At 36.8% G+C, this 22358-nt stretch carries 20 protein-coding genes and 1 pseudogene; 12 read left to right on the top strand and 9 right to left on the bottom strand.

Annotated elements, in window-relative coordinates; genetic code table 11:
* Positions 1-19 precede the first annotated feature (19 nt).
* The 5 genes from FJR37_RS10990 to FJR37_RS10970 form a co-directional block, all read right to left on the bottom strand.
* On the bottom strand, positions 20-5515 hold the full coding sequence (locus tag FJR37_RS10990; protein WP_168466024.1) for an FkbM family methyltransferase: 5496 nt from the start codon (positions 5513-5515) through the stop codon (positions 20-22).
* 282 nt (positions 5516-5797) lie between these two features.
* The gene (locus FJR37_RS10985; protein WP_168466023.1) at positions 5798-6406 is read right to left on the bottom strand and encodes a hypothetical protein; all 609 of its coding nucleotides are present in this window, start codon (positions 6404-6406) and stop codon (positions 5798-5800) included.
* A gap of 418 nt (positions 6407-6824) precedes the next feature.
* Positions 6825-7583 (bottom strand): Uma2 family endonuclease, encoded by a 759-nt coding sequence (locus FJR37_RS10980; protein ID WP_168466022.1) that lies wholly within the window; start codon positions 7581-7583, stop codon positions 6825-6827.
* Positions 7584-7679: 96 nt separating this feature from the next.
* Entirely contained in the window at positions 7680-8072 is a 393-nt protein-coding gene (locus tag FJR37_RS10975) for a M48 family metallopeptidase (protein WP_168466021.1), read from the bottom strand.
* 95 nt (positions 8073-8167) lie between these two features.
* The gene (locus FJR37_RS10970; protein WP_168466020.1) at positions 8168-9649 is read right to left on the bottom strand and encodes a glycoside hydrolase family 13 protein; all 1482 of its coding nucleotides are present in this window, start codon (positions 9647-9649) and stop codon (positions 8168-8170) included.
* 217 nt (positions 9650-9866) lie between these two features.
* Here FJR37_RS10970 and smc point away from each other — a divergent pair, with 217 nt between their 5' ends.
* From smc to FJR37_RS10940, 6 genes are all read left to right on the top strand, one after another.
* A complete protein-coding gene (smc, locus tag FJR37_RS10965; RefSeq protein WP_168466019.1) occupies positions 9867-13553 on the top strand; it encodes a chromosome segregation protein SMC in 3687 nt (1228 codons plus the stop codon).
* Positions 13554-13703: 150 nt separating this feature from the next.
* Positions 13704-14294, top strand: coding sequence for a hypothetical protein (locus tag FJR37_RS10960; protein WP_168466018.1), 591 nt, complete (start codon positions 13704-13706; stop codon positions 14292-14294).
* A gap of 179 nt (positions 14295-14473) precedes the next feature.
* Positions 14474-15370 (top strand): hypothetical protein, encoded by an 897-nt coding sequence (locus tag FJR37_RS10955; protein WP_168466017.1) that lies wholly within the window; start codon positions 14474-14476, stop codon positions 15368-15370.
* Positions 15367-16086, top strand: coding sequence for a hypothetical protein (locus FJR37_RS10950; RefSeq protein WP_039202875.1), 720 nt, complete (start codon positions 15367-15369; stop codon positions 16084-16086). Before FJR37_RS10955 ends, FJR37_RS10950 begins: the two co-directional genes overlap by 4 nt.
* 284 nt (positions 16087-16370) lie before the next feature.
* Entirely contained in the window at positions 16371-16664 is a 294-nt protein-coding gene (locus FJR37_RS26955) for a DUF6516 family protein (RefSeq protein ID WP_015215672.1), read from the top strand.
* Positions 16661-17014, top strand: a complete 354-nt coding sequence (locus tag FJR37_RS10940; protein ID WP_039202878.1) for a MarR family transcriptional regulator — start codon at positions 16661-16663, stop codon at positions 17012-17014. Before FJR37_RS26955 ends, FJR37_RS10940 begins: the two co-directional genes overlap by 4 nt.
* Positions 17015-17532: 518 nt before the next feature.
* Here the strand turns inward: FJR37_RS10940 and FJR37_RS10935 are convergent.
* Entirely contained in the window at positions 17533-17937 is a 405-nt protein-coding gene (locus FJR37_RS10935) for a type II toxin-antitoxin system VapC family toxin (protein ID WP_015080096.1), read from the bottom strand.
* Between the two features lie 7 nt (positions 17938-17944).
* The gene (locus FJR37_RS10930; RefSeq protein WP_027402408.1) at positions 17945-18241 is read right to left on the bottom strand and encodes a hypothetical protein; all 297 of its coding nucleotides are present in this window, start codon (positions 18239-18241) and stop codon (positions 17945-17947) included.
* A 288-nt stretch (positions 18242-18529) separates the two neighbouring features.
* Between FJR37_RS10930 and FJR37_RS10925 the strand changes: the two are divergent.
* From FJR37_RS10925 to FJR37_RS10915, 4 genes and pseudogenes are all read left to right on the top strand, one after another.
* Positions 18530-18754 (top strand): annotated as a pseudogene (locus FJR37_RS10925) (hypothetical protein); the annotation flags it as partial.
* A 202-nt stretch (positions 18755-18956) separates the two neighbouring features.
* A complete protein-coding gene (locus tag FJR37_RS27445) occupies positions 18957-19085 on the top strand; it encodes a hypothetical protein (RefSeq protein WP_256366876.1) in 129 nt (42 codons plus the stop codon).
* Between the two features lie 211 nt (positions 19086-19296).
* On the top strand, positions 19297-19659 hold the full coding sequence (locus FJR37_RS10920) for a hypothetical protein (RefSeq protein ID WP_168466016.1): 363 nt from the start codon (positions 19297-19299) through the stop codon (positions 19657-19659).
* 276 nt (positions 19660-19935) lie between these two features.
* Positions 19936-20667 (top strand): hypothetical protein, encoded by a 732-nt coding sequence (locus FJR37_RS10915; RefSeq protein WP_039203479.1) that lies wholly within the window; start codon positions 19936-19938, stop codon positions 20665-20667.
* On the opposite strand, the gene FJR37_RS10910 is transcribed toward FJR37_RS10915, so the two are convergent.
* Entirely contained in the window at positions 20644-20916 is a 273-nt protein-coding gene (locus tag FJR37_RS10910; RefSeq protein ID WP_168466015.1) for a hypothetical protein, read from the bottom strand. The two genes, FJR37_RS10915 and FJR37_RS10910, sit on opposite strands and share 24 nt — an antisense overlap.
* 21 nt (positions 20917-20937) lie before the next feature.
* Between FJR37_RS10910 and FJR37_RS10905 the strand changes: the two genes are divergently transcribed.
* Together FJR37_RS10905 and FJR37_RS10900 are read left to right on the top strand one after the other, a co-directional pair.
* On the top strand, positions 20938-21156 hold the full coding sequence (locus FJR37_RS10905) for a hypothetical protein (protein ID WP_039203488.1): 219 nt from the start codon (positions 20938-20940) through the stop codon (positions 21154-21156).
* Positions 21153-21410 carry a hypothetical protein gene (locus tag FJR37_RS10900; RefSeq protein ID WP_039203477.1) on the top strand — a complete coding sequence of 86 codons (258 nt, stop codon included), beginning with the start codon at positions 21153-21155 and terminating at the stop codon, positions 21408-21410. Before FJR37_RS10905 ends, FJR37_RS10900 begins: the two co-directional genes overlap by 4 nt.
* A 92-nt stretch (positions 21411-21502) precedes the next feature.
* On the opposite strand, the gene FJR37_RS10895 is transcribed toward FJR37_RS10900, so the two are convergent.
* Positions 21503-21952, bottom strand: a complete 450-nt coding sequence (locus tag FJR37_RS10895; RefSeq protein ID WP_039203476.1) for a hypothetical protein — start codon at positions 21950-21952, stop codon at positions 21503-21505.
* Between the last annotated feature and the right edge of the window lie 406 nt (positions 21953-22358).

Raw genomic sequence — 22358 nt, 5'->3', positions numbered from 1 at the left:
TAGCCTGCTCTTTTAAAATTCAAGAAGCACTGAAGTGCTTACTACAAACTTTTTTATAAAAGGACTCTAAACCTGTAACGCAAGCCTTATCATCAAAAAGACAGTCGTGATTTTGGCTCATTCTTTCCGCAATACTCCTTCTCCAAGGTTTATCTAAACCTAATCTAACAGCAATTTCTATATATTCTTGTTCGTTACTAGCAATGGTATCTGTTACACCTATCATTTTGAGAAAACTATCTGTGTGACGACCACGCATAAATTCCCCTGGACAAGTTACTATAGGAAGATTACAGGCTATTGCTTCCAGACTAGTATTACCACCAGACCAAGTAAATGTGTCTAAGTAAACATCCGAAAGCAAATTAATCATCAGATAATCTAGTCGTTCTGGAATATTCAGATGGACACAGTAATCTTCACTATTTAGCCCTACCGCAGCAAAAGCACGTTGTAACCGAGGCTTTAATACATTACCCCGTAAAAAGACAAATTTAGCTTGAGAGACGCGACTAGCAATTTCCGCCACAATAAAATCATACTGTGGTAAATATTTAAAAGGTGCTTGACAACATAAATAAATTACATCATCATCACTTAAACCATAATCTGAACGAGTTTTAATAACTGACGGAATATAGGGTTTAGGATAAGAAACACCAATATTAGGTAAGAGAATTAATTTTTCTGAGTAATGTTCTTGAGCATTTTGCCCTTCCATTAACTCACTAGATAAAAAATAATCAATCGTTGGTAAACCTGTAGTTACAGGATGTCCCCAAGCTGCACATTGCACAGGTGCAAGTCGTAAACCTGCCATTTGCATAGTTGGCGCATCCATACCAATTTCGGGATAGACTAAAATATGAAGTTTATCAGCAATTATCTGTTCACAAACTGCTGGTAAATTATCAGGAATATGATAGAAAAAATCGCTATATTCTTGAAATTTTTCAGTAATTGCATCTGCTTGATTACCTGTGTAGTAACAGTAGATTTCAAAATTATTGCGATCGCAGTAGCGCAGCCAGCCAGTTAACCAGAGTGTCCCACTATAGGAATGTAGATAATGAGAAGCGTAGCCAATGCGGATTTTCTGATTTTCTTTTAGAGGAGGCATTAATAATGGCATACCCCACTGAGGATAATTAGCTTTCATGATTTGATGCAGCCAACTACCATATTGAGATTGCAAAATTAGAACATTATCTGCTTGATAAGGAAGATAAAAGTTTGTCCAACAACTAGTAGCAATTAGGGTGTTTTGTTGGTCTTCAATATTATTGAGAGGAATATTATTAATTAAATTATCAAGTCCTTGCTTAAATCTTTGTCGGTAAGCATTAATTTCTTCTACTTGATCATAAACACTAGGTAATATAAGATTAGAAATTAATTGAAATGTGCGATTATTAGGTAAGTTATCCAACGCTATATTAGCAGCCGTAATTGCCTCTTGAACCCGTCCACTCATTTGATAATTAACAATTACAGTGAAGTGGAGTTTTGCATTAACAGGATATAGTTTAATTCCTTCTTGAAGAACGGCAAAACATTGTTCAAGAAGATTAAGTCGTCTGAAACATTCGCTGAAACTCCAGTAAAATTCAGGATTACCTATTTGAATCTGCCGAAATTTTTGATACTGTATAATTGCTTCTTGATATTTGCTTTGAGAAAATAAGCTATTTCCTAGCTGAAAAAAAAACTGTTCTGCACTTACTTCTTTTAAATTTTCCAGAGAATATAAAGGAATTTGTTCTACTTGTTTGTTGACAATTACCTTTTGATTTTCATGTTCTAAAAAAACTCTCGCATTAATACAAGGAAGTAAGGCTTGCCACTGAATTTCATTCAAATCAATGAGTAAAGAAATTGTTAACTCCTCAGTTATATCTATTTCTTCTTCCATCAATATATTCATTACTACGCTAGATAAAAAGATTTCTGCATCTTCAGTATCTATGTCACCTGTGTTTATGAGAAGAGTAATTTTTTCGCTGTTAGGATGAGTTGCTAATGTTTGAATTACCTCTTGTAACTCAAGACCTAGTTCATCTTCTGGTTGTGACCAATCAGGAAAGATAATTAAATTAATTTCTCTGAGATTCAAAGGCAATAAAGTTGTATTAATTAGCTCAGAACTCACAATTTCAGCCATCTTTGTCCAGGAGAAATTTTTAGATTGTGCTAAACCTGCGGTAATTAATGAGTGACGAACACTAGGCTTCTGCACTTCACACATAGCATTTGCCAGTGCGGCAACATCATCATCATTAACATAAATAGCGGCTTCTCCTGTGACTTCTGGGATTGAAGCATTAGGACAAGTAATCACAGGACAACCACAAGCCATTGCTTCTAATAAAGGCATTCCAAAGCCTTCATATTTAGAAGGATAAACTAGTGCCACTGCACCAGAGTAAGCTAGTACCAGTTCTTCATCGCTCAGTTGTACCAGATGTACGGCACTACCTGATGTGTAGGTTCTTAATTCAGGTGTTAAAACTCCACCAATACCAGTACAAATAATATCAAATCCGTAGCTACTGGCTAGTTTGGCAAAAGCTTGAAAGAATAAAATACCATTTTTGTAACCACTACCAGTACCAACTAATAGAAAGTACGGTTTGGTAACACCATATTTATATTTAAAAGCGTTAATTTCGCTTTCAGAAGCAGGATAAAAAAGAGGATCTACACCACAATGGGCAACAGTAATTGATTCTGAGGGTATATCAGGGAAACATTTATTTAAGTCTTTGGCTGTATTTTCAGAGATAGAAATATAAGCTGAGGCGTATTTTATAGCATGATGTTTTTCTCGCCACATAGGCTTATTTAAGTCTCCCCCCAATACTTCGGGAATCATGTCATAAGCCATAAATACCGAAGGCGTTTCTATAGGTGTGGTATAGTAGGTAGAAATAAATAGTTCCGCTTCTTCTTCATTGCAGATTTGTTGAAGCATCTGTTTATCAGCTTCGGTATTGTTATAGTCGTAGCGGGGAATGGTGCGATAACGAATACCATTAATTTTTGGTGCTGTATTGGCTCTATCTAAAACTAAAATATGATTAGCAAAGCCTGTGTTTGTCCATTCTTGAAGGAGACTTCGCCAAACTCTAGCTATTCCTGTTTGATATAGTTGGAAAAATACTGCATCAATTATAATTATTGGCTTTCTTTTTTGAACTTTTTCTCTTTGCTGCTGTATTTGATCTGGTTTTAAAAAGTGCCAATTAGTATTCTTGAAATCCCTTTGCACGATTGGTATTACACCGTAAGATTCAGCAATATCTACTATTGTTTCATCTCCTACCCAAGCAAAGTAATCTCTCAATAAAGTGGGAAATTTACTGTTTGATTGTAAAGCTTGCCACTGAGATACAGCATTACTATAGCCATAATACTGTTCTTTAAACCGCAATTGTTCTGAAGTAACATAGGCAAAGTGTTGAAACACTAAACCATTCTTTTCAGTTTCATCATGTAAAAAAGGATTTACGGCTGCAATGTTTTGATGTTTTCCGTCTAGAAGAGATTCAACTAATATCGGAGGTTCATGTGTTGCCCAAAATGCACCAGGTTTAAATTTCCAAGTTCTCAACCAGTCTTGTTGAGGATTTTGTGCATAACAATTACGGGTACTAATAATTAGTTTTTCACCAACAAAATACCAACACCAATAAAAAGCAGCAGTTTTGTCGGGATTGGTAATGAACATTTCTCTAGCAGAATAAATTTGCTCTAATGTCCACAGTTCATCTACATCAATTTGCCATAATAAACATTCTTCCTGAATATTAGCAAGCGGTGCATTCACCATTTCCCGTTTACCATCCCAAAACTCGCCTTCAGGTTTGCGGTAAATTGTAATATTATTTGGATATAGTTTCGCTAGTTCATCTAAGTATTCTCTAGTACCGTCATAGCTTAGACCGTTTTTATGGAGTTCGTCACTAATATTTCCACCAAGTTTTACACTCCAACTTGTATCGTGCTTTAAGTCAGCTACGCCTTCAATAATATGCCAATGCCATCTAAATGAAAGTTGCTTTAAGACTTCTATATGATATTGAATAAATGGTTGCCCATTCAAAACAATGGTAAAAAAGTTAATTGGTAGTACCGGAAAAGCAATATAATTTTCATAAAAAGAATTAGAATCTACTACTACTTCTCCAATATTTCCCTCTTCAGTTATTCGATGGCATTCATAACCATTTTCAATTAAGATATCAAAAGTAGATTTTGCAATACGATTTAATCCTTCCAACATCTTTTGTGATATTTCAAATTGTATATATCTTATGGATTTATTTTTTAATAATTCTCTAGATCCTTCTAATACATCGCTTTCAGCACCTTCAACATCAATTTTCAAATAATCAATATGATCAATACTGTTTTCTAAGCAAAATGAATCTAACTTAATTGCTTCAACAATCTCTGTATTTGTAATGGGTACATATTGCCCTGATCCTTGTGGATCTAACATTTGTGGTTTCCCAATGCTATTCCACACTGAGAAATCGTCTGGAAATTCATTAAATTCTATTTGAGTATCATCTGAATAAAATGCTTTTTTGAATTCATAAACATTATTAATTTTCAATGAAATAAGTCGCTCTTGTAGTTGATTGAAGGTAGTTGACGCTGGTTCAAATGAATAAACTTTTCCAGAAGAACCTACGAGTTTACTTAGAAGGATTGAATAATCACCAATATTAGCACCAATATCAAAAACTAGCATTCCTGGTTTAACAAGTCTAGTTACTAGTCTTTGCTCAGATTTTTCATACACAGAAAAATAATTTTCAACACTATCCTTCTTTTGAAAAATAGAATATCCATTTCTAACAGATGTGTTTTGAGAAACAAGTATGTAACTGGAGTCATTTAGTAATTTATGATGATTAATATTATTTTTGAATGTACTAATATCATCTAAACAAATAAATTTTGCTCCATATACCTCATTTAATTCTGCAACACCAGTAAATTCTGATCCATCTATTAAAACTACATCAAAATATTCTATATTATTTTCTTGTTTAATTCTCCTAATACCAGCATCAGCAACTCCAGAGTTTTTCACATATTCAATATCTTGGTTTAACCAACTAAGAATTAATTCTAATGGATATAAATTTAAATTAGTTATATTACTTCGGTAAAAGTTTATAACTTCTTGCTGCTCAGGAAAATTTTCTAGTGAAACAGAAGAAAAGTTATAGCATTTTACAAATAAGTCATTTTTGTACTTATTTTGCAACTCAGCAAATCTAGGTTTTGAAATTTCCATACAAAACAAAACTGGTTTATTAGGGTTTTCTCTTAAACCCATAACAAATGCTTCTGTACTTCCTTCGCCTGAAGATGAACCAATTTCTAAAATAGTTTTAATATCTTCTTCCCTAGCAATTTTATGAATAGCTGTATAAAATTCATCATTTTTAATTTCTGGCGGAATTAAACGGTTAAGTTCAGAATTAGTAATTTTATTATTCATAGTCATACTCTTATTTACTTACCCTAATAATCAAATTTTACTAGCGATCAATCTTATCTTTTCCCTTATTTCTTTCTTCACATCTTCCAAAACAGTCTAATAATTCTGTCTATTTGGATGTAATTGTACCAGTCTTTCCATGAGTGCGATCGCTTGCTTAACCCCCCCCTAATTACCTCTACATCTAGATAGTACCCACAATCCCAGAAAATCTATCATCTTATAGACACGCGGACGTTTATTTTCACAAATCTTTACAATTAACATGAAAAAGTTAAAAACTCAATAAATAACCTGCTCAAAACTATTACTAAATATAAAGTTTAACGCCTCCATCAGTGCTTGTAAATCCTCTAATACATAATATTTAACATTCTTAACAAACTCCATTTCTTGCAAAACTGCAAATTCCCATAACTTACCATTAGAAACTATACCAAATAACCGACTATTTTGATTACCATTCATTTTTTGTGCAGCAATCAGTTCCGCTAAACATTGTCCCCAACCTTCCTCAAAGTTATCTTTTTTAGCTTCCACTATAATTAGATAAGGCTTCTCCAAAATAATTTTACCCCTAGAAGAACGTTGAGCAACCATATAGTCGGGAATCCCTGATAAATTCTCATCATAATTTAAAGGTTGATGACTCCAAAGTAATAATTTACTAGCATATTGTCGCCATACTTCTACAAGAACTGGGTAAATAATGCTTTCACAAATAGCATATTCTGAATTAAAAACAACTCCTGCTTCTAGGATAAAATCTAATCTACTCTTAAAATACGGATCAGTTTCCATAGGTACTTGTTCAATGAAATTTTTTTCTTTGTAAGTGAGTGGAAATTCCTGTAATACATCAGCAATGCTTTTGTATTTATTAAAAGACATAATTTCCCCTCTGGGTAAAGTTGCTTTCCACACCCGCCAGGGAATAAATTCCCTGTCTCATAGCTCAAGTCCGTTAAAACAGACTAATAAATTTTCCTAATAAGTAGTCAGACAGAATTAATTACACAATGTCATTGGGAATGGAACGAAGTGAAATGAAGCAATCGCCAGGGTTGTGATTGCTTCCCTTCCCTCGCAATGACTGTAAATATTTTTGTCCAATTACTTATTTAGGAACGCAAATTTAATAACCTGCAATTCTGATGTAACCTGGAATGGTGCGTTACGCTGTCGCTAACACACCCTACTTTTGCACCTTATTTAATTCACATTCCTTAGTCATCTTTAGATGACTTTCGCTATTAGCAAGGAACTTGAGTTCCTTGCGGTATAGGGGTTTTGCATTATACAAAATTGCTCAATTATCAAATTCAACGCCTAATTCTCGCAATTTCGCTGCTAATCTATCAGCCCGCTGTTTTTCCTGTTCAGCCCGCTGTTTTTCCTGTTCAGCCCGTTGTTTTTCCTGTTCAGTTTGTTCTTCTCCTGTTAACAAGAAATTACCTTCCAAATCCCACCACCTTAACCAAGGTAACTCGACATTTTTATATGTTCCTTGCCAAATTCCTAATTCAACACCCATTTTTTCAATTACATAATGACCCCTTGCATTAGGTGGCATCAAGTGATATTGTCCTTCGATTAAATGATATAATTCTAAGGATGATTTCTTTTCTTCGTAAATACCATAAAAAGGCACTCTTATTGCTTTTTCATAAACCCAAAATTTTCCCTGATATGGAGTTTCGTCCCTTTCTTCCCTACCATTACCGGATACAAATTCAATGACAATTAGGGGAGCAAGTAATTCTTGCCACATCACATAAGAACGGCGCATTTGACCATTTAGAGTAGGCGGCACATCAGGAACATAAAACCAACCTGGTGCTTCTGCACCTCTTTCTGGTGGTTCTGTAATCCGCCAATAAATACCGCTATCTTGTCCTATGCAAAATTGTTTATCTGGATGAATTGCTTGTAATTTTGACCAGATAGATTCTGTTAGAAGAATACTTTGGGGATGTTCTTGAAAATTTTTCACAAATGTTCCATCTTCACAGGGTAATTGAGTATGATCTGGTAACTGTGTTGAAGGAGAAATTTTCAGGGTGTCCATAGTTTTCCATTTTGGAAGAATATGTTAGCTTTCACTAAAATCGGATATGGAATTATATCCATCTCAAATACATTATAAACAATTCTGATATCGCTCTTACTTTTCCCTCATTTTCTTCTTTACATCTGCCAGCACAGTTTGATAATCCTCTCTATCTGGATGTAATTTTATTAACTTCTCAATTAGGGCAATCCCCCCCTGATTATCCCCAGACCTTAACCGCATAATGGACAATCTCTCAAGCGCCATTTGATTATTCGGTTCACGTTGTAAAACCAATTCATAACCCTTAATCTGTGTCTGTAAATCATTCCCAACGGTTTGAACTACTGCCTGCTTAGGTTTTTCCCAAGACTGTTTGATGGCATTAACCCCGCCGAACAATATTGAACCACCAAATGAAATAAGTCCAATATATGTAACAATTCTTTTCTTTCGCTCAATCTGCTTACCGCGCCGAACCAAGTAATCATCACTAGAGTTAGTCATGTGTCAAAAATTGCTGTTGTCTTAATAGCAGCATTACCCCTACTATGATTAGATTACCCATAAGTAGCAAAAAAATATCACTCATCATCTCGTAGTCAGAGACTAGGAACGAGATGTGGTGGGGATTTGAGATTAACGCAAATCAAGCCGCTACGGGGAGGAATAGTTAAAGAAACATTGTTATCCTTCCATGTAATTTCCCCATTGCCAAATAAAACTTGGTGTGGTTTTTTTGGCAAATTACGACAATCTATATTCACTGTGATAGATTCAGTTCCCACATTCACAGCAATAATTAATTCTTCACTTTCTAAAATCCGCGCAAATACATAAACTGTTTCTTGTGCATATAGAACTTGATAACTACCAATTCGCAAAGCTGGATGATTTTGACGTAGAGAAATTAATTGTTTGTGAGTATTTAAAATTTCTTGATTCCAGTCAGATTCTAGGGGGAAAACACGGCGACAATCTGGATCTATGCCTCCAGGTAAACCAACTTCATCACCATAATAAATACTAGGCGCACCGGGAAAGGTAAATAACAACAGATTACATAATTCTACACTTGCTTGATCACCATCAGCAATACTAATTAATCTAGCTGTATCATGGCTACTGAGGACGTTTAATTGAGTTAGTTGAATTTCCCAAGGATATAATTCTAAAAGGCTGTGAATTTTGGCTGCATAACCAGCCGCATCTAGGGCAGGATAGGGATAATAACTCTGAGATTCTACTAATTCTAATACAATGCGATCGCCTACTGCAAACGCCAGCACTGCCTCATTAAATAAATAATTCAATACCCCATCAAATTGCGTCCCATCAAGCCATTCACGGGCATCTGTCCAAACCTCACCGACAATATAAGCATGAGGATTAATACCTTTAACTCGCTGGCGAAATTCCTGCCAAAAACCCGGAGTTTTAATGTCATAAGGCACATCTAACCGCCAACCATCAATGCCAAATTCCAGCCAATATTCGGCAATTTTCATGATATACTCCTTCACATCTGGATGATCATGATTAAAGGTTGGTAAAGAGCGAATCCCCGCCCAAGCATCATAGTTAGCAGGTAAATTACCATCATAAGGGGCAAGCGGCCAGTCTTGAATTTTGAACCAATCTACCCAAGGGGAATTAGAACCATTTTCTAACACATCATGGAAAAAGAAAAAGCCTCGACTAGAATGATTAAATACGCCATCAAGAACTATTTTCATATTGCGGGCGTGGGCAGCATCTATTAATACTCGCAAAGCCTGATTACCCCCCAACATCGGATCAACCTGGTAATAATCATGGGTATGATAACGATGATTACTAGCAGATTGAAAAATGGGTGTAAAGTAAATTGCACTCACCCCTAAACTTTCGATATAGTCTAATCGTTCTATCACACCCCACAAATCACCACCTTTATAGCCTTGGTATGTAGGTGGTGCATCCCAGACTTCTAAATTGCTATTATTTAAGAAGCTGTGACGGGAATGCTGACTTCTAGCAAATCTGTCGGGGAAGATTTGATAGAAAACCGCGTGTTTAACCCAATCTGGCGTTTGAATTTCCATAAATACATCTATGAGCAACTTAACATATAGCAATTTTAAACCAGATGTAAACAACCCCCTTGTATTTCCCTCTGTGTCCTCTGTGTCTCTGTGGTTCGTTTAAAATATATTGTCGCCATACATTTAGTTACCAAATTTCCCTTCTTTCTTGGTCACGAAATGATAAATAATTGGTACACTTAGTTATTTAACCCAGTTTACAGTTAACCAGTGCCTCATGGTATATGTCAAGCGCGTTGAACTTACCAATTTTAAATCCTTCGGTGGGACTACTGCTGTCCCTTTGTTACCGGGGTGTACCGTCATATCTGGTCCTAATGGTTCTGGGAAGTCAAATATTCTAGATGCTTTGTTGTTTTGTTTGGGACTGGCTAGTTCTAAGGGTATGCGGGCGGAACGTTTACCGGATTTGGTGAATAATGCCCAAAAACATAAGGGGCGTTCGGCGCTGGAAGCTAGTGTAACTGTGACTTTTGATATTTCGGATGTCTCTCGCAGAGGCGCGGAGGCGCGGAGGGAGGAGGTGGAGGAAGTGGGGGAAGTGGGGGAAGTGGGGGAAGTGGGGGAAGTGGGGGAAGTTGGGGAAGTGGGGGAAGTGGGGGAAGTGGGGGAAGAAAATCCAAAGTCTAAAATCCAAAATCCAAAATCCTCTGAGTGGAGTGTGACTCGGCGGTTGCGGGTGTCTCAGCAGGGGGGGTATACGTCGAATTATTATATTAATGGTGTGGCTTGTACTCTGACTGAGTTACATGAGGATTTGGAGGAACTGCGGATTTATCCTGAAGGGTATAATGTAGTATTGCAAGGGGATGTTACCAGCATCATTTCCATGAATGCGCGGGAACGTCGGGAAATTATTGATGAGTTGGCTGGGGTGGCGACTTATGATCGGAAAATTGTCCAAGCTAAGTCTACTTTAGATGAGGTGAAGGATAAGGAGGATAGTTGTCGGATTATTCAAACTGAGTTAAGTGGACAATGCGATCGCCTGTCTCAAGACAAGGCTAAGGCAGAAAAGTATCAATTATTGCGAGTTGAATTTATCCAAAAACAATCTTGGGAAGCGGTCTTATCTTGGCGTTCTCTCCAAGCACAGCAGGAAAAGCTGGTTGCACAAGTTCAAGAGGGCGATCGCAATTTCAGTGATTTTACTACTCAGTTAAATACAACTAATTCTCAAATTAATCAGAAAACTACTGAATTAGAGCAGCTAAATCTCCGTGTGAAGGCTTTGGGTGAGGAGGAAGTTCTTTCTGTTCAGTCTAATCTCGCTACTCAGGAAGCCGAACGGAAACAACTCCAACGACAACAACGGGAGTTAGAAACATCTATTCAAGAATCTACAAAGCGGTTAAATCAAACTTATCAAGAAATTCAGCAATATCAACTTGCTTTAGAGGAAGCTAAGAAAAGTCATAATGTAGAGACGTTTCATGTAACGTCTCTACAATCAGAGCGTGACGTTGCACAACAAAATTTAGAATCCTCTCGTCAAGCTGCTGCGGAAATTGCCTCAGCTTCGGAAGCTTGGGTACAACAACAAACAGCTTTGAATCGGCAAATTGAATCTTTACTACATATTCTTGAACCCCAACGCACTGAACAAGCACAATTACAGGAACGGAATACTCAATTACAACAACTCATTTCTGAACAATCTCAGTTAATTGCCAGTTTAGAACCGGAATTAACCGCAAAACAAGCTGAATGTGCGCGTCTGGAAACGGAATTTAATGCTTCTACCCAACCTATTCAAAATTTAGCTGAAAATCTCGCTGCGACAGAACAAGAGTTACAAATTCAACAAGATACCCAAAAACGACTTTTACAAGAACAACGGGACAAACAACGTCAATTAGATAAATTAGAGGCACAGACGCAAGCCCAACAGGAAATCCAAGGAACACAAGCCAGTAAAGTAATTTTACAGTCAGAAATGCCCGGTTTGTGCGGTTTGGTGGTGCAGTTGGGTAAAGTTGAACCCAAACACCAATTAGCATTGGAAATGGCTGCTGGTGGACGTTTAGGACATATTGTGGTTGAAGATGATAGCGTGGCATCTGCGGGCATTGAACTATTGAAACAAAAACGGGCAGGAAGGGCAACTTTTTTACCTTTAAATAAGATTAAAGTCCCGAAATTTACCCAAGATGCAACTCTGCGTTTAGCTGATGGGTTTGTCAGTTATGCGGTAGATTTGGTAGAGTGCGATCGCCGTTATCATGATGTATTTGCCTATGTTTTTGGTGCAACGGTAGTATTTGCGACTCTTGCCCAAGCTCGGAAAAACATGGGACTATATCGGATAGTCACTTTACAAGGGGAATTATTAGAAACTAGCGGCGCAATGACTGGAGGTAGCGGTAATCAACGTTCATCTTTGCGGTTTGATAATGGCGAAGCTGGAGAATCTCAGGAAGTTGCTAATTTGAAATCTCGCTTAATGGATATTGATCGGATTTTAGAACGTTGTGGAGAAGCAATTTCTACTTTAGCAACTCGCACTAAAACCCTCACCCTAGAATTAACAGAAGCACGTCAAGTCCGCAGGGAACAACAATTATATTTAGAACAGTTAAAGAAAGATATTAAGATTTTAACAACGCAGTTAGAAAATACTCGTTCTCAACTTTCCCAAAATACCGAAAAATTCACCACTGCACAATCCCGGTTAGAAGTTTTAAATCGGGAATTACCAGAACAAGAAACTCAATTACAACAATTGAGACATACCCTAGCTGAGTTGGAATCTTCCCAAACCCCTAGCGAATGGCAACAAATCCAAGCTATCATTAAAACCCAAGAACAGGAATTACAACAACGGGAAACAGCACTGCGAGATGTTCAACAACAATTAAAAAACTTAGAAAATCAACAACAACGGTTACAAGAAAAAATAGAAGAATCTCAAGCGCGAGTTATTCAATATCAGCAGGAAGAAACCACAGGAAAACAGCAACAAGCAACAGTTAATAGTCAAATTGAAGAATTGAATAATTTGATTACTGCAATTCAGGCTAAATTGGGTCAATTAGAAGAGAATTTAGGGGAAGAGAAAAAGAACCGAGATACAGCAGAAACCGAATTGCGATCGCTCCTCTTGCGTCAACAACAATTACAATGGGAAATAGAGAAACTGCAAGAAACTCAACAAAAACGCCGGGAAGATTTAACAGCACTACAAAACCAACTGCGAGATTTAGGTGCAGAATTACCCAGTCCCCTCCCAGAAGTTCCCAATAAAGTTGATTTAGAGGACTTGCAAAAAGAATTGCGGAGTTTAGGTAAACGTTTACAGGCAATGGAACCTGTGAATATGTTAGCTTTGGAAGAATTCGATAAAGTCCAAGGTCGTCTTCAAGAACTCACCGAAAAATTAGAGACTTTGGAAGGTGAACGCACAGAATTATTATTAAGAATTGAAAACTTTACCACCCTCCGACAAAAAGCATTTAAAGAAGCTTTCGACGCAGTAAATGAGAATTTCCAATCTATTTTTGCTATTCTTTCCGATGGTGACGGTTATTTACAACTAGATAATCCTGAAGATCCTTTTAACAGTGGTTTAAACCTAGTCGCACACCCCAAAGGAAAACCCGTCCAACGTCTTGCTTCTATGTCTGGGGGAGAGAAATCCTTAACTGCATTAAGTTTTATATTTTCCCTACAACGTTATCGTCCTTCTCCATTTTACGCCTTTGATGAAGTGGATATGTTTTTAGACGGGTCAAATGTGGAGCGATTAGCGAGAATGATTAAGCAACAGGCGGAACAGGCACAGTTTATAGTTGTGAGTTTGCGTCGTCCGATGATAGAATCAGCACAGCGGACAATTGGCGTAACGCAAGCTAGAGGTGCATATACTCAGGTTTTGGGTATTAAGTTACAATCATCTGACCATTGAATTACTAATCGCCCAGTGAAGTATGAATTTAGACTTTTCAAACAACCTCTAACATAAAAATTTATTTACCATTGAATTAGTTTTCTGGGTGTTGTTCCACGAAATAATACTCATAAGATTTTTGTTTTTTCTAAATCTCTAATATCAGTAATGGATGACAACCTTCTACTAACAGAAAGTGAAATTGAAGAACTTCAGGAAAGGCTGATTCAGGAGACAACAAATTTTGTCGTGAATCTTGCAAAAGAAGGAGAGCGAGCAGCAGTGGTTTTAGGTGCTGCTCGCTTAGATGTAAGTCTTGAACGTCTTCTCAAAAAATTAATGCGCCCTCATCGTGGTGGCTCGGACAACCTCTTTGATCCTGATCGTCCTGTTAGCTCCTTTTCTGCCAAAATTGCTCTTGCATATAGATTAGGTGTAATCGACAGCAACTTTGAACACGCTTTACAGATGATAAGAAAAATTCGGAATGTATTTGCTCATTCCATTAATGTTGCAAGTCTTGACGATCAACCTCACAATGGGCAACTTAACGAATTAATTAGAGAGGTTAAAAAAGATGGAGATTTGTTCGATAACATGGTGGATCTATTGGGACAAGTAGGATTACCTGAAAAATTATTGAATTTCTGTGCCGCTGTCATAGTGTTGCTTATTGGACTTGAAATGGTTGTAGCAGTTAGTGTTCAACTGCAACCAATTAAGACAGCAAAATTAGACAAGACGCGATTTTTTGAGTAAGCTGAAGGTAGTGCGATCACTATTTATAACTCGACCAAATGCGATATTATGATATTTTAGTTTTGAGCTGAGGGCGATCGCTGTCCGCTCGACTGCGCTATTATACCAACAGCTATCGCTTTGATAATCTACCTTTTTCCTTAACTTGTCACTAATTATAATAGCCTATAAAAAACCTCATGTATACAGAAGAGCAAATCAAAAATCTATTTGGAGATTCAACGGTACAATACATAAAAAATAAAAATACAGGAGGTGTTAGTAACAGTAAAGGTAACACTTACGAAAATATCTTTGCTATTTACAAAATATCCTTATTATCTAAATGCGTTTTAGAATGTAACAAAGAAATTTACTTATTAAGCCAATGTCTATCTTTTATTGATGACTTAATTATTGAACTTGTCTCAGAAAACACACTGCAACACTATCAACTTAAAAATAGTTCTGCTGTAACTTGGGGAACAGGAGAAAAATCAATAAATGACGACTTTAAAAAACAGTATGAATTAAATAAATCAATTTCTAAAGCATCAGAACTTGCACTGGTAGTCTCTTCTTCAGAAATCCGAGATAAATTACAAACGAATATTCCCAATGATATTAAAAATTATAGCCAAGTTATTTACTTCTATTTTGCCGATAGCCTTCCTAAAATAATTGCTCAAGAACCTGATTTTAGACGTTCATTAGAGTATTTGTGTGCTTTTGATAATGCAGATCCAGATAAAATTGAATGTCTGGCTACAGTTTTACTTGGTGCTTGGGAAGCAATTAATAAATCGAAAGTATCTCTTATGGATATTCTCAAAAAAGCTCAACATTGCATCCCTTCATATATTCGTTCCTTTCAAGCAGAACTACAGCTAGACCCAGAAGTAATAGATATTTTTGATAAAATAGACAGTTTCACATATAATTTAACCAGAGGCTTTTTAAAATGGGAGTATTTCGACGGACTAAATGAAGGAACAATATCTTACAGTATCGAAACCACAAGGTTTCAAAAATTTCAGGAACTTATCAAAAAACATCACCCCACTTCCTTTGAAGAATTGGAGGTATTCTTGATATGACTAGGCTATATTCAGATATTTGTAATCAAGATATTCAGCAATTACTGGAAACATTAGCCAATAAGAATGTTAAACCAGACCAATACAAAGATACCATGACCAAGATAGGGATGAATCTTGGTAATTTTCTACTATCTGAAATTAATGATAAAAATTCTGATGTATACCTAGCTTGTACCGTAGAAGATGCTGATTTCTTAGCTAAAGGTATAATGTTAACTTTAGAAGAACATCTACATAATATTGGTTTTGCTTGTTTCTGGAATCAGCGATTTTCTCCTTTTGAAATTGAAGATTTAAAAGTAGCTCCTATTCTCAAGAAATATCAAGAACCTGCTCATGAGAAAGTTAAATATTTGATTGTAATTAAATCTATTATTTCTGGTGCTTGTGTAGTCAGAACTAACTTAGTTAACCTGATTCAAAAAATAGAGCCAGAGAAAATATTTATAGTTGCACCTGTCATTTATCAAAATGCAGAGCAAAAACTTAAAAATGAATTTGCAGAAAATATCTATAATAAATTTAAGTTTTTCTACTTTGCTAAAGACGATAAACGCACCGAACAAGGTGAAGTAATCCCAGGAATAGGAGGTAATGTCTATTTAAGGTTGGGATTTGAGGGACAAGAACATAAAAATGAATATATCCCCGAAATCGTGAAAATGAGACGTTCTCAATTTATCCGTCAAAAACAGGAAGTTCATCATACTTAATGATGATTCAATATCTGAATCAGGATTTACAAGATTAAGTGCGATAGCGAAGCGCTCCGCAGGAATCGCTCGTAGGTTGGATTGATAAAGTGCGATAGCGAAGCGCTCCGCAGGAATCGCTCGTAGGTTGGATTGATAAAGTGCGATAGCGAAGCGCGACCTAGGAATCGCTAATTGATTTTAAGTTTAATCAGCGAACTGACAAGTCAGCACTTCGCGATCGCTCAACAGTGCCGTTCGGATCATAATATTGCTACTCGACAGAAGTTAAATATATTGCTACAATGCAATATATGAAGGCCACTCTAATCGCCAAAGCAAAAGAAGTTCATGACGACGGATCAATCGTCGAGGTTGTTATATGGGAATTACCAGAACCAATACCACCAAGCACACATAAATACAAATACAGATTATTTTACGGGCAGAATGGAAAATGTAGAATTCGATATGACAACGAACGCGGAAAAGGAGATCATAAACATATAAATTCACACGAAATAGATTACAAGTTCACAAGCATTGATAAATTGCTTGACGATTTTGAAAAAGACATTGAAACCTGGAGTGAATCATGAAAGCAATTATTGAAGTAGCCAAAGGTGGTTCTGCAATCCGAGCCGCTCGTCAACAAATTAAAGACTCCGAAATTGGAAAGCCAGTAAATTTTAGACTTTCATTTGAATCTGCAAAATCACTTTTTAGTGAGCTAACACCTGCTAGACTTGATTTACTTGATACTTTAAGCAAGATAGAGCCATGCAGTATTTACGCGCTGGCAAAAACAGCCGAAAGAAACTATTCAAACGTACACACAGACGTAAATCGCCTGGAAGAACTCGGATTAATTGAAAGAACAGAAGAAGACAAAATATTTATACCGTTTGAATCCATTGAAATATTCATGCCACTAGCGAAAGCAGCGTGAGAATTTGAAAAAACACCGAAGGTGAGCTTTACGTTAGCCCGCATTGCCGCTTAGTGTTATCTTGTGATATAGTCAGCTTCTTTCCGCAACATCTGCATCTTGAGAAGCGATTGCTTGTAGGTTAAATTGATAAAGTGCGATAGCGAAGCGCTCCGTAGGAATCGCTCGTAGGTTAAATTGATAAAGTGCGATCGCTCGTAGTTTGGATTTACCAAGTGCGATAGCTTGTAGGTTGAATTGATAAAGTGCGATCGCTTGTAGGTTGGATTGATAAAGTGCAATTGCTTGTAGGTTGGATTGATAAAGTGCGATAGCTTGTAGGTTGAATTGATAAATTGCGATCGCTTGTAGGTTGAATTGATAAATTGCGATAGCGAAGCGCGACCTAGGAATCGCTCACAGGTTAGATTGATAAAGTGCGAGTTCGCCACTTACACCCTGACCAAATGCGAAAAACCCAATAACAGCTTAACCAAACCTACAGTTTTAAATACATCAGCCAAAAAATAATTTAATCATCATAATTCTACCCAATTCTCTAAACTTAAACCCTCAACTCTGGCCAAATCACTATCATTAGAAACCACAATTAAATCTTTAAGAATAGCAGTAGCAGCGATTAAAACATCTTCAGTTTGAATTGGTACACCCCTTAATCTCAAATTAGCATGAATTTGAGCAGCTTTTTCTAAAATTGCTAAATCATCTAAGAAAATAATCGGATATTCTTGACAAAATTCCTCAAATCTTGCTCTTTGTTTTGGTGCATCAACCGCTAAAAAACCTCGCCTAATTTCAAAATAGGTGATACAACTAATAAAAATCTTTTCTTCCTTAGACTCACTAATTGTAATCTTGTGAAGAATTTGGGAATTTTGTTTGAGTGCTAAAGAAACAATATTAGTATCTAATAAATAATTCATAAATTTTCTATTTTCTTTTAACTGCATCATCAAAAATTGCCATTTGTTCAGGAGTAAAATCCTCTCCTATTTTAGCCAAAAGGTGTAGAGCCATGATACCACTACAACGCTTTTTAAGACTTTCTTCTGATATCTGACTAAATTCTTCTAAAGAAAAGTTTTCTTTAAATACTTTTACTAAATCTTGAACCATTTTCGTATAATTTAGATCCTCTTTAAATAAAGGACGTTCTTCCATTAAAATAGCAACAACATTCTCAATTCTCTTAATTATTGATTCTTGTTTCATATCAGTTGATAACATAATTATTACCTCACTAAGGAATGTGAATTAAATAAGGTGCAAAAGTAGGGTGTGTTAGCGACAGCGTAACGCACCATTCCAGGTTACATCAGAATTGCAGGTTATTAAATTTGCGTTCCTAAATAGTCTTTATGTCCATTATATCAAGTTTGTGAACTTTTGGGAATTATTTATACTAACACTTTTAAATCACCAATGAGTCCCCAAAAGTTTGTAGCGACTGTTTTGAATGTCAAGCGATAGCGAAGCGCGACCTAGGAATCGTTTGTAGTTTGGATTGATAAAGTGCGATCGCCATTTTACGCCTTTGATGAAGTGGATATGTTTTTAGACGGGTCAAATGTGGAACGATTAGCGAGAATGATCAAACAACAGGCAGAACAGGCACAGTTTATAGTTGTGAGCTTGCGCCGTCCGATGATAGAATCAGCACAGCGGACAATCGGTGTAACTCAAGCTAGAGGCGCATATACTCAGGTTTTGGGTATTAAATTACAATCATCTGACCATTGATAGGTAAGAGCTAATAAGAGTAATAAAAATTTATCTTTTCAATTACCCATTACCAATTGTCAAGTTTCTCTTAAAATATAGTGATATACATAAACCGGATTCGAGATTGCCTACGGCACGGTGAACAGGACGTAACTGATGATACAATATATTTAATTTTTATGAGTTATTCAAATGCCCAATTTTAGGTACAAATAACGCTATGCAAGTAAAAATCATTGGACAAGCAAAAGATTTACGGACAAATACAGATATTCTTTATGCTCAATTATCCATACAAGACTACTTATGTTTAGTTGGGGATAACTTTGATGAGTACAAAAAGCTTTAAATACTCTTCTAAAATTACTTAAAGATAATCAAGAAGGAGATGATCCTCTCGCATTGGAAACATTACAGAATGTGGAAAGTGGATTTAATCCGCGTAAAGCAAGTCTTGGATTTGCAAAGAGGACAGTTTTAACATACGGCTTCAAAGAATATTTTAATCAAGCAGGAGAATGTAATTTTGATAAATGTTGGCTAAGAGGATCGGAATACCTATGAACTATAATGATTTAACAGAATTTAGTGATCTTCCCTATGATATAACTCTCTTCTCTGAATATGATGGTATTTGCACTCTCAACGGAATGATACCGATACCAGTAGATGCGGTATCCTTTTCTTATGAAAGTGATGAAGACATTGAAATTTATAATGAGCATAATAATTTTTTGGGTGTTCTCTGTATATGTAAATCTATTACTGATATAAATATTGCAAGTCTAAAAGAGGCAAGATATATTGCTTATATTAATGAAGTTGATAAGGGACTTCCAAATAAAAAAATACTCAACCACCTAACGCAAAAATCTCTCAAACCCTTATTCCTCTGTGTCCTCTGCGCCTCTGTGGTTCGTTAATCAGGATAATTTATTTCTTGGAAGTCCCTAAAGAGACGTTTCGACTTGAGATTCCCTACAAATTTATTAAAAACTACTTAGAGGTTGTTTGAAAACTTTTTCGTGTGGGATCTGACACCCGCAGATCCCCCTAAATCCCCCTTGAAAAGGGGGACTTTAAGGAATTTAGCCCCCCTTTGTAAGGGGGGTTGGGGGGATCTCGATTAATTCTGATACTTTTCAAACATCCTCTTAGTGATTGCTGTTTGTGAGTATAATGATTATAAAAATAACTACATGGATTCTGCACCTATTTGGGGAGGATTTTTCCACTCAAATGCAGCATCTAATTTACATCAAGCATATCGTTTTAAGCCTTCTAAATTGATTGCTAGACCTAGAATTGTACTTCCAACTCCCTATCATAAAGAAAGTTGCATTCGTTCAGTAGTTCAACCCTATGCTTTTGAAAGATTTTTAAAGCTTTATCACCTTCTGGAACTGATTTTCGACTGGAACTTAGTTCAGCAAATAAAAAGTTTAGATAATGATTTACAAGGAATAGGACAATTACTCAATCAATATAGCAGCAATAAGGAAATTGATAGCTTAAAAAAGTTACTCAAAAGTAAATGTGATGATCAGAACAAAGTTGATAAAATTGCAGATTGTCTAAATAAAATTAACTCTCCAGATTATTTAGATAAGGGAATGAAGATTTTTTTCGATTATGGTAAAGACGGTAATCCTTACAACAAAATCACTAATATTATTCCATTTCAAGATTTGATGAACAGGGGAGGATTTACCCGAAGTAATTCCAGAGATTCATCTATTACAGGCATAACAGAAAATAGCTATAAAGGGTTAGTAATAGATTTTTCAGCCTATTGTATATATCGTGTGAGATGTTGTACTGCTCACAATCGCATAGGTGAGTATGTTATGTCTAATGATGACGAAGGATTCGTAGTTGAATTTGCTGAACCCTTGCTTCGTGAGGTACTATGTCAAATATTTAGTGAGTGAAGATTGATAAACATAAAGCAATGCGATCGCTTGTTGGGTGGTGTTAGGAAGTGCGATAGCGAAGCGCGACCTAGGAATCGCTTGTGGGTTGGATTGATAAAGTGCGATAGCGAAGCGCGACCTAGGAATCGCTTGTGGGTTGCGATCGCTATTTATTGACGAAAGTGCGATAGCGAAGCGCGACCTAGGAATCGCTATTTTATGCCTTGCGATCTTGATTAGATAAGCGATAATTGAGGTATGTGTCATGAAAGAAAAGTGGATTCCAATATGACTGAACGACTTGAACAGGTGATCGCCCGATTAAAAATCTTACCTACTGATAAGCAAGATGCGATCGCAACCCTAATTCTGGAAGAACTCGAAGATGATCAGCGATGGGATGATTCATTTGCTAATTCCCCAGATTTATTGGCGAAACTGTCAGCCGAAGCCATGGCAGAGTACCGAGCAGGTAAAACTCAAGAATTAGACCCAGAAACATTGTGAAATCTCGTACCACCACCCAGTTTCGTAAAATGTTTTCTGATCTCCCAAAGCCGATTCAAGGACAGACTCGTAAAGCTTATAGGCAATTCAAGCAAGATCCAAACTACTCAAGCTTGCGATTCAAGAAAGTTCATCCAAAACTGCCCATTTATTCCGCACGTATCAATAAAGACTATCGAGCCGTCGGTCAATTAGAAGAAGATACTGTAATCTGGTTTTGGGTTGGTTCTCATGCAGAATATGATCAACTGTAGACTGACTTGTCAGTTCGCCTGTTGAGGTTAAGTGCGAGAGATCGCTCGTAGGTTGGCTTAATCAAAGTGCAATCGCCCGTACGTTAGGTTTTTCAAAGTGCGATCGCTTGTAGATTGGATTGATAAAGTGCGATAGCGAAGCGCGACCTAGGAATCGCTTGTAGTTTGGATTGATAAAGTGCGATAGCGAAGCACTCCGTAGGAATCGCTTGTAGATTAGATTGATAAAGTGCGATCACTTGTAGATTGGATATATAAAGTGCGATCGCTTGTAGGTTGGATTGACCAAGTGCGATCGCTTGTAGGTTGGATTGACCAAGTGCGATAGCGAAGCGCGACCTAGGAATCGCTCGTAGGTTGGATTGATAAAGTGCGATAGCGAAGCGCGACCTAGGAATCGCTTGTAGATTAGATAGATAAAGTGCGATAGCGAAGCGCGACCTAGGAATCGCTTGTAGATTAGATGGATAAAGTGCGATAGCAAAGCGCGACCTAGGAATCGCGCAACGCTGACTTGTCAGTTCGCTTTTTTCTATTGTCATAGAACTCAAAAAATCAAGTACAATTAATTTAGTGCCAACATAACATCTAATATCGTCAGTAACTCAGCCCTAAAGGGACTGAGCTTGTAAGAAATTGCAAGCTGTACTGACCAGTCTAAGTCTTCACTGACTACGTTTTTTGAGTCACGACACCCCGGAATGCGTTGCCCCTTCGGGGTTCAGCAGTCGCTCATGGGGGAAACCCCCAAGACCGCGCTGCTTCACTAGTTCCCTGCTCTGTCATTTGCAATTAAACAGTTTTAAAGTCACTGAAACAGTGTTGCAAGTCTAAAAAGCTCTTAAAACATTGACGTTCGCGCAGCGTGCCGTAGCATCAGCTAACATTACCCCAGAAATGGGAGGCACATCGCGTGCAACACATTATGCGTACAGAGTTGGGAATTTT

The sequence above is a fragment of the Aphanizomenon sp. UHCC 0183 genome (genome assembly GCF_009712065.1).
Taxonomy (GTDB): Bacteria; Cyanobacteriota; Cyanobacteriia; order Cyanobacteriales; family Nostocaceae; genus Dolichospermum; species Dolichospermum heterosporum.
The sequence above is the reverse complement of the archived record's forward strand: the minus strand, read 5'-3'. Positions and strand labels throughout refer to the sequence as shown.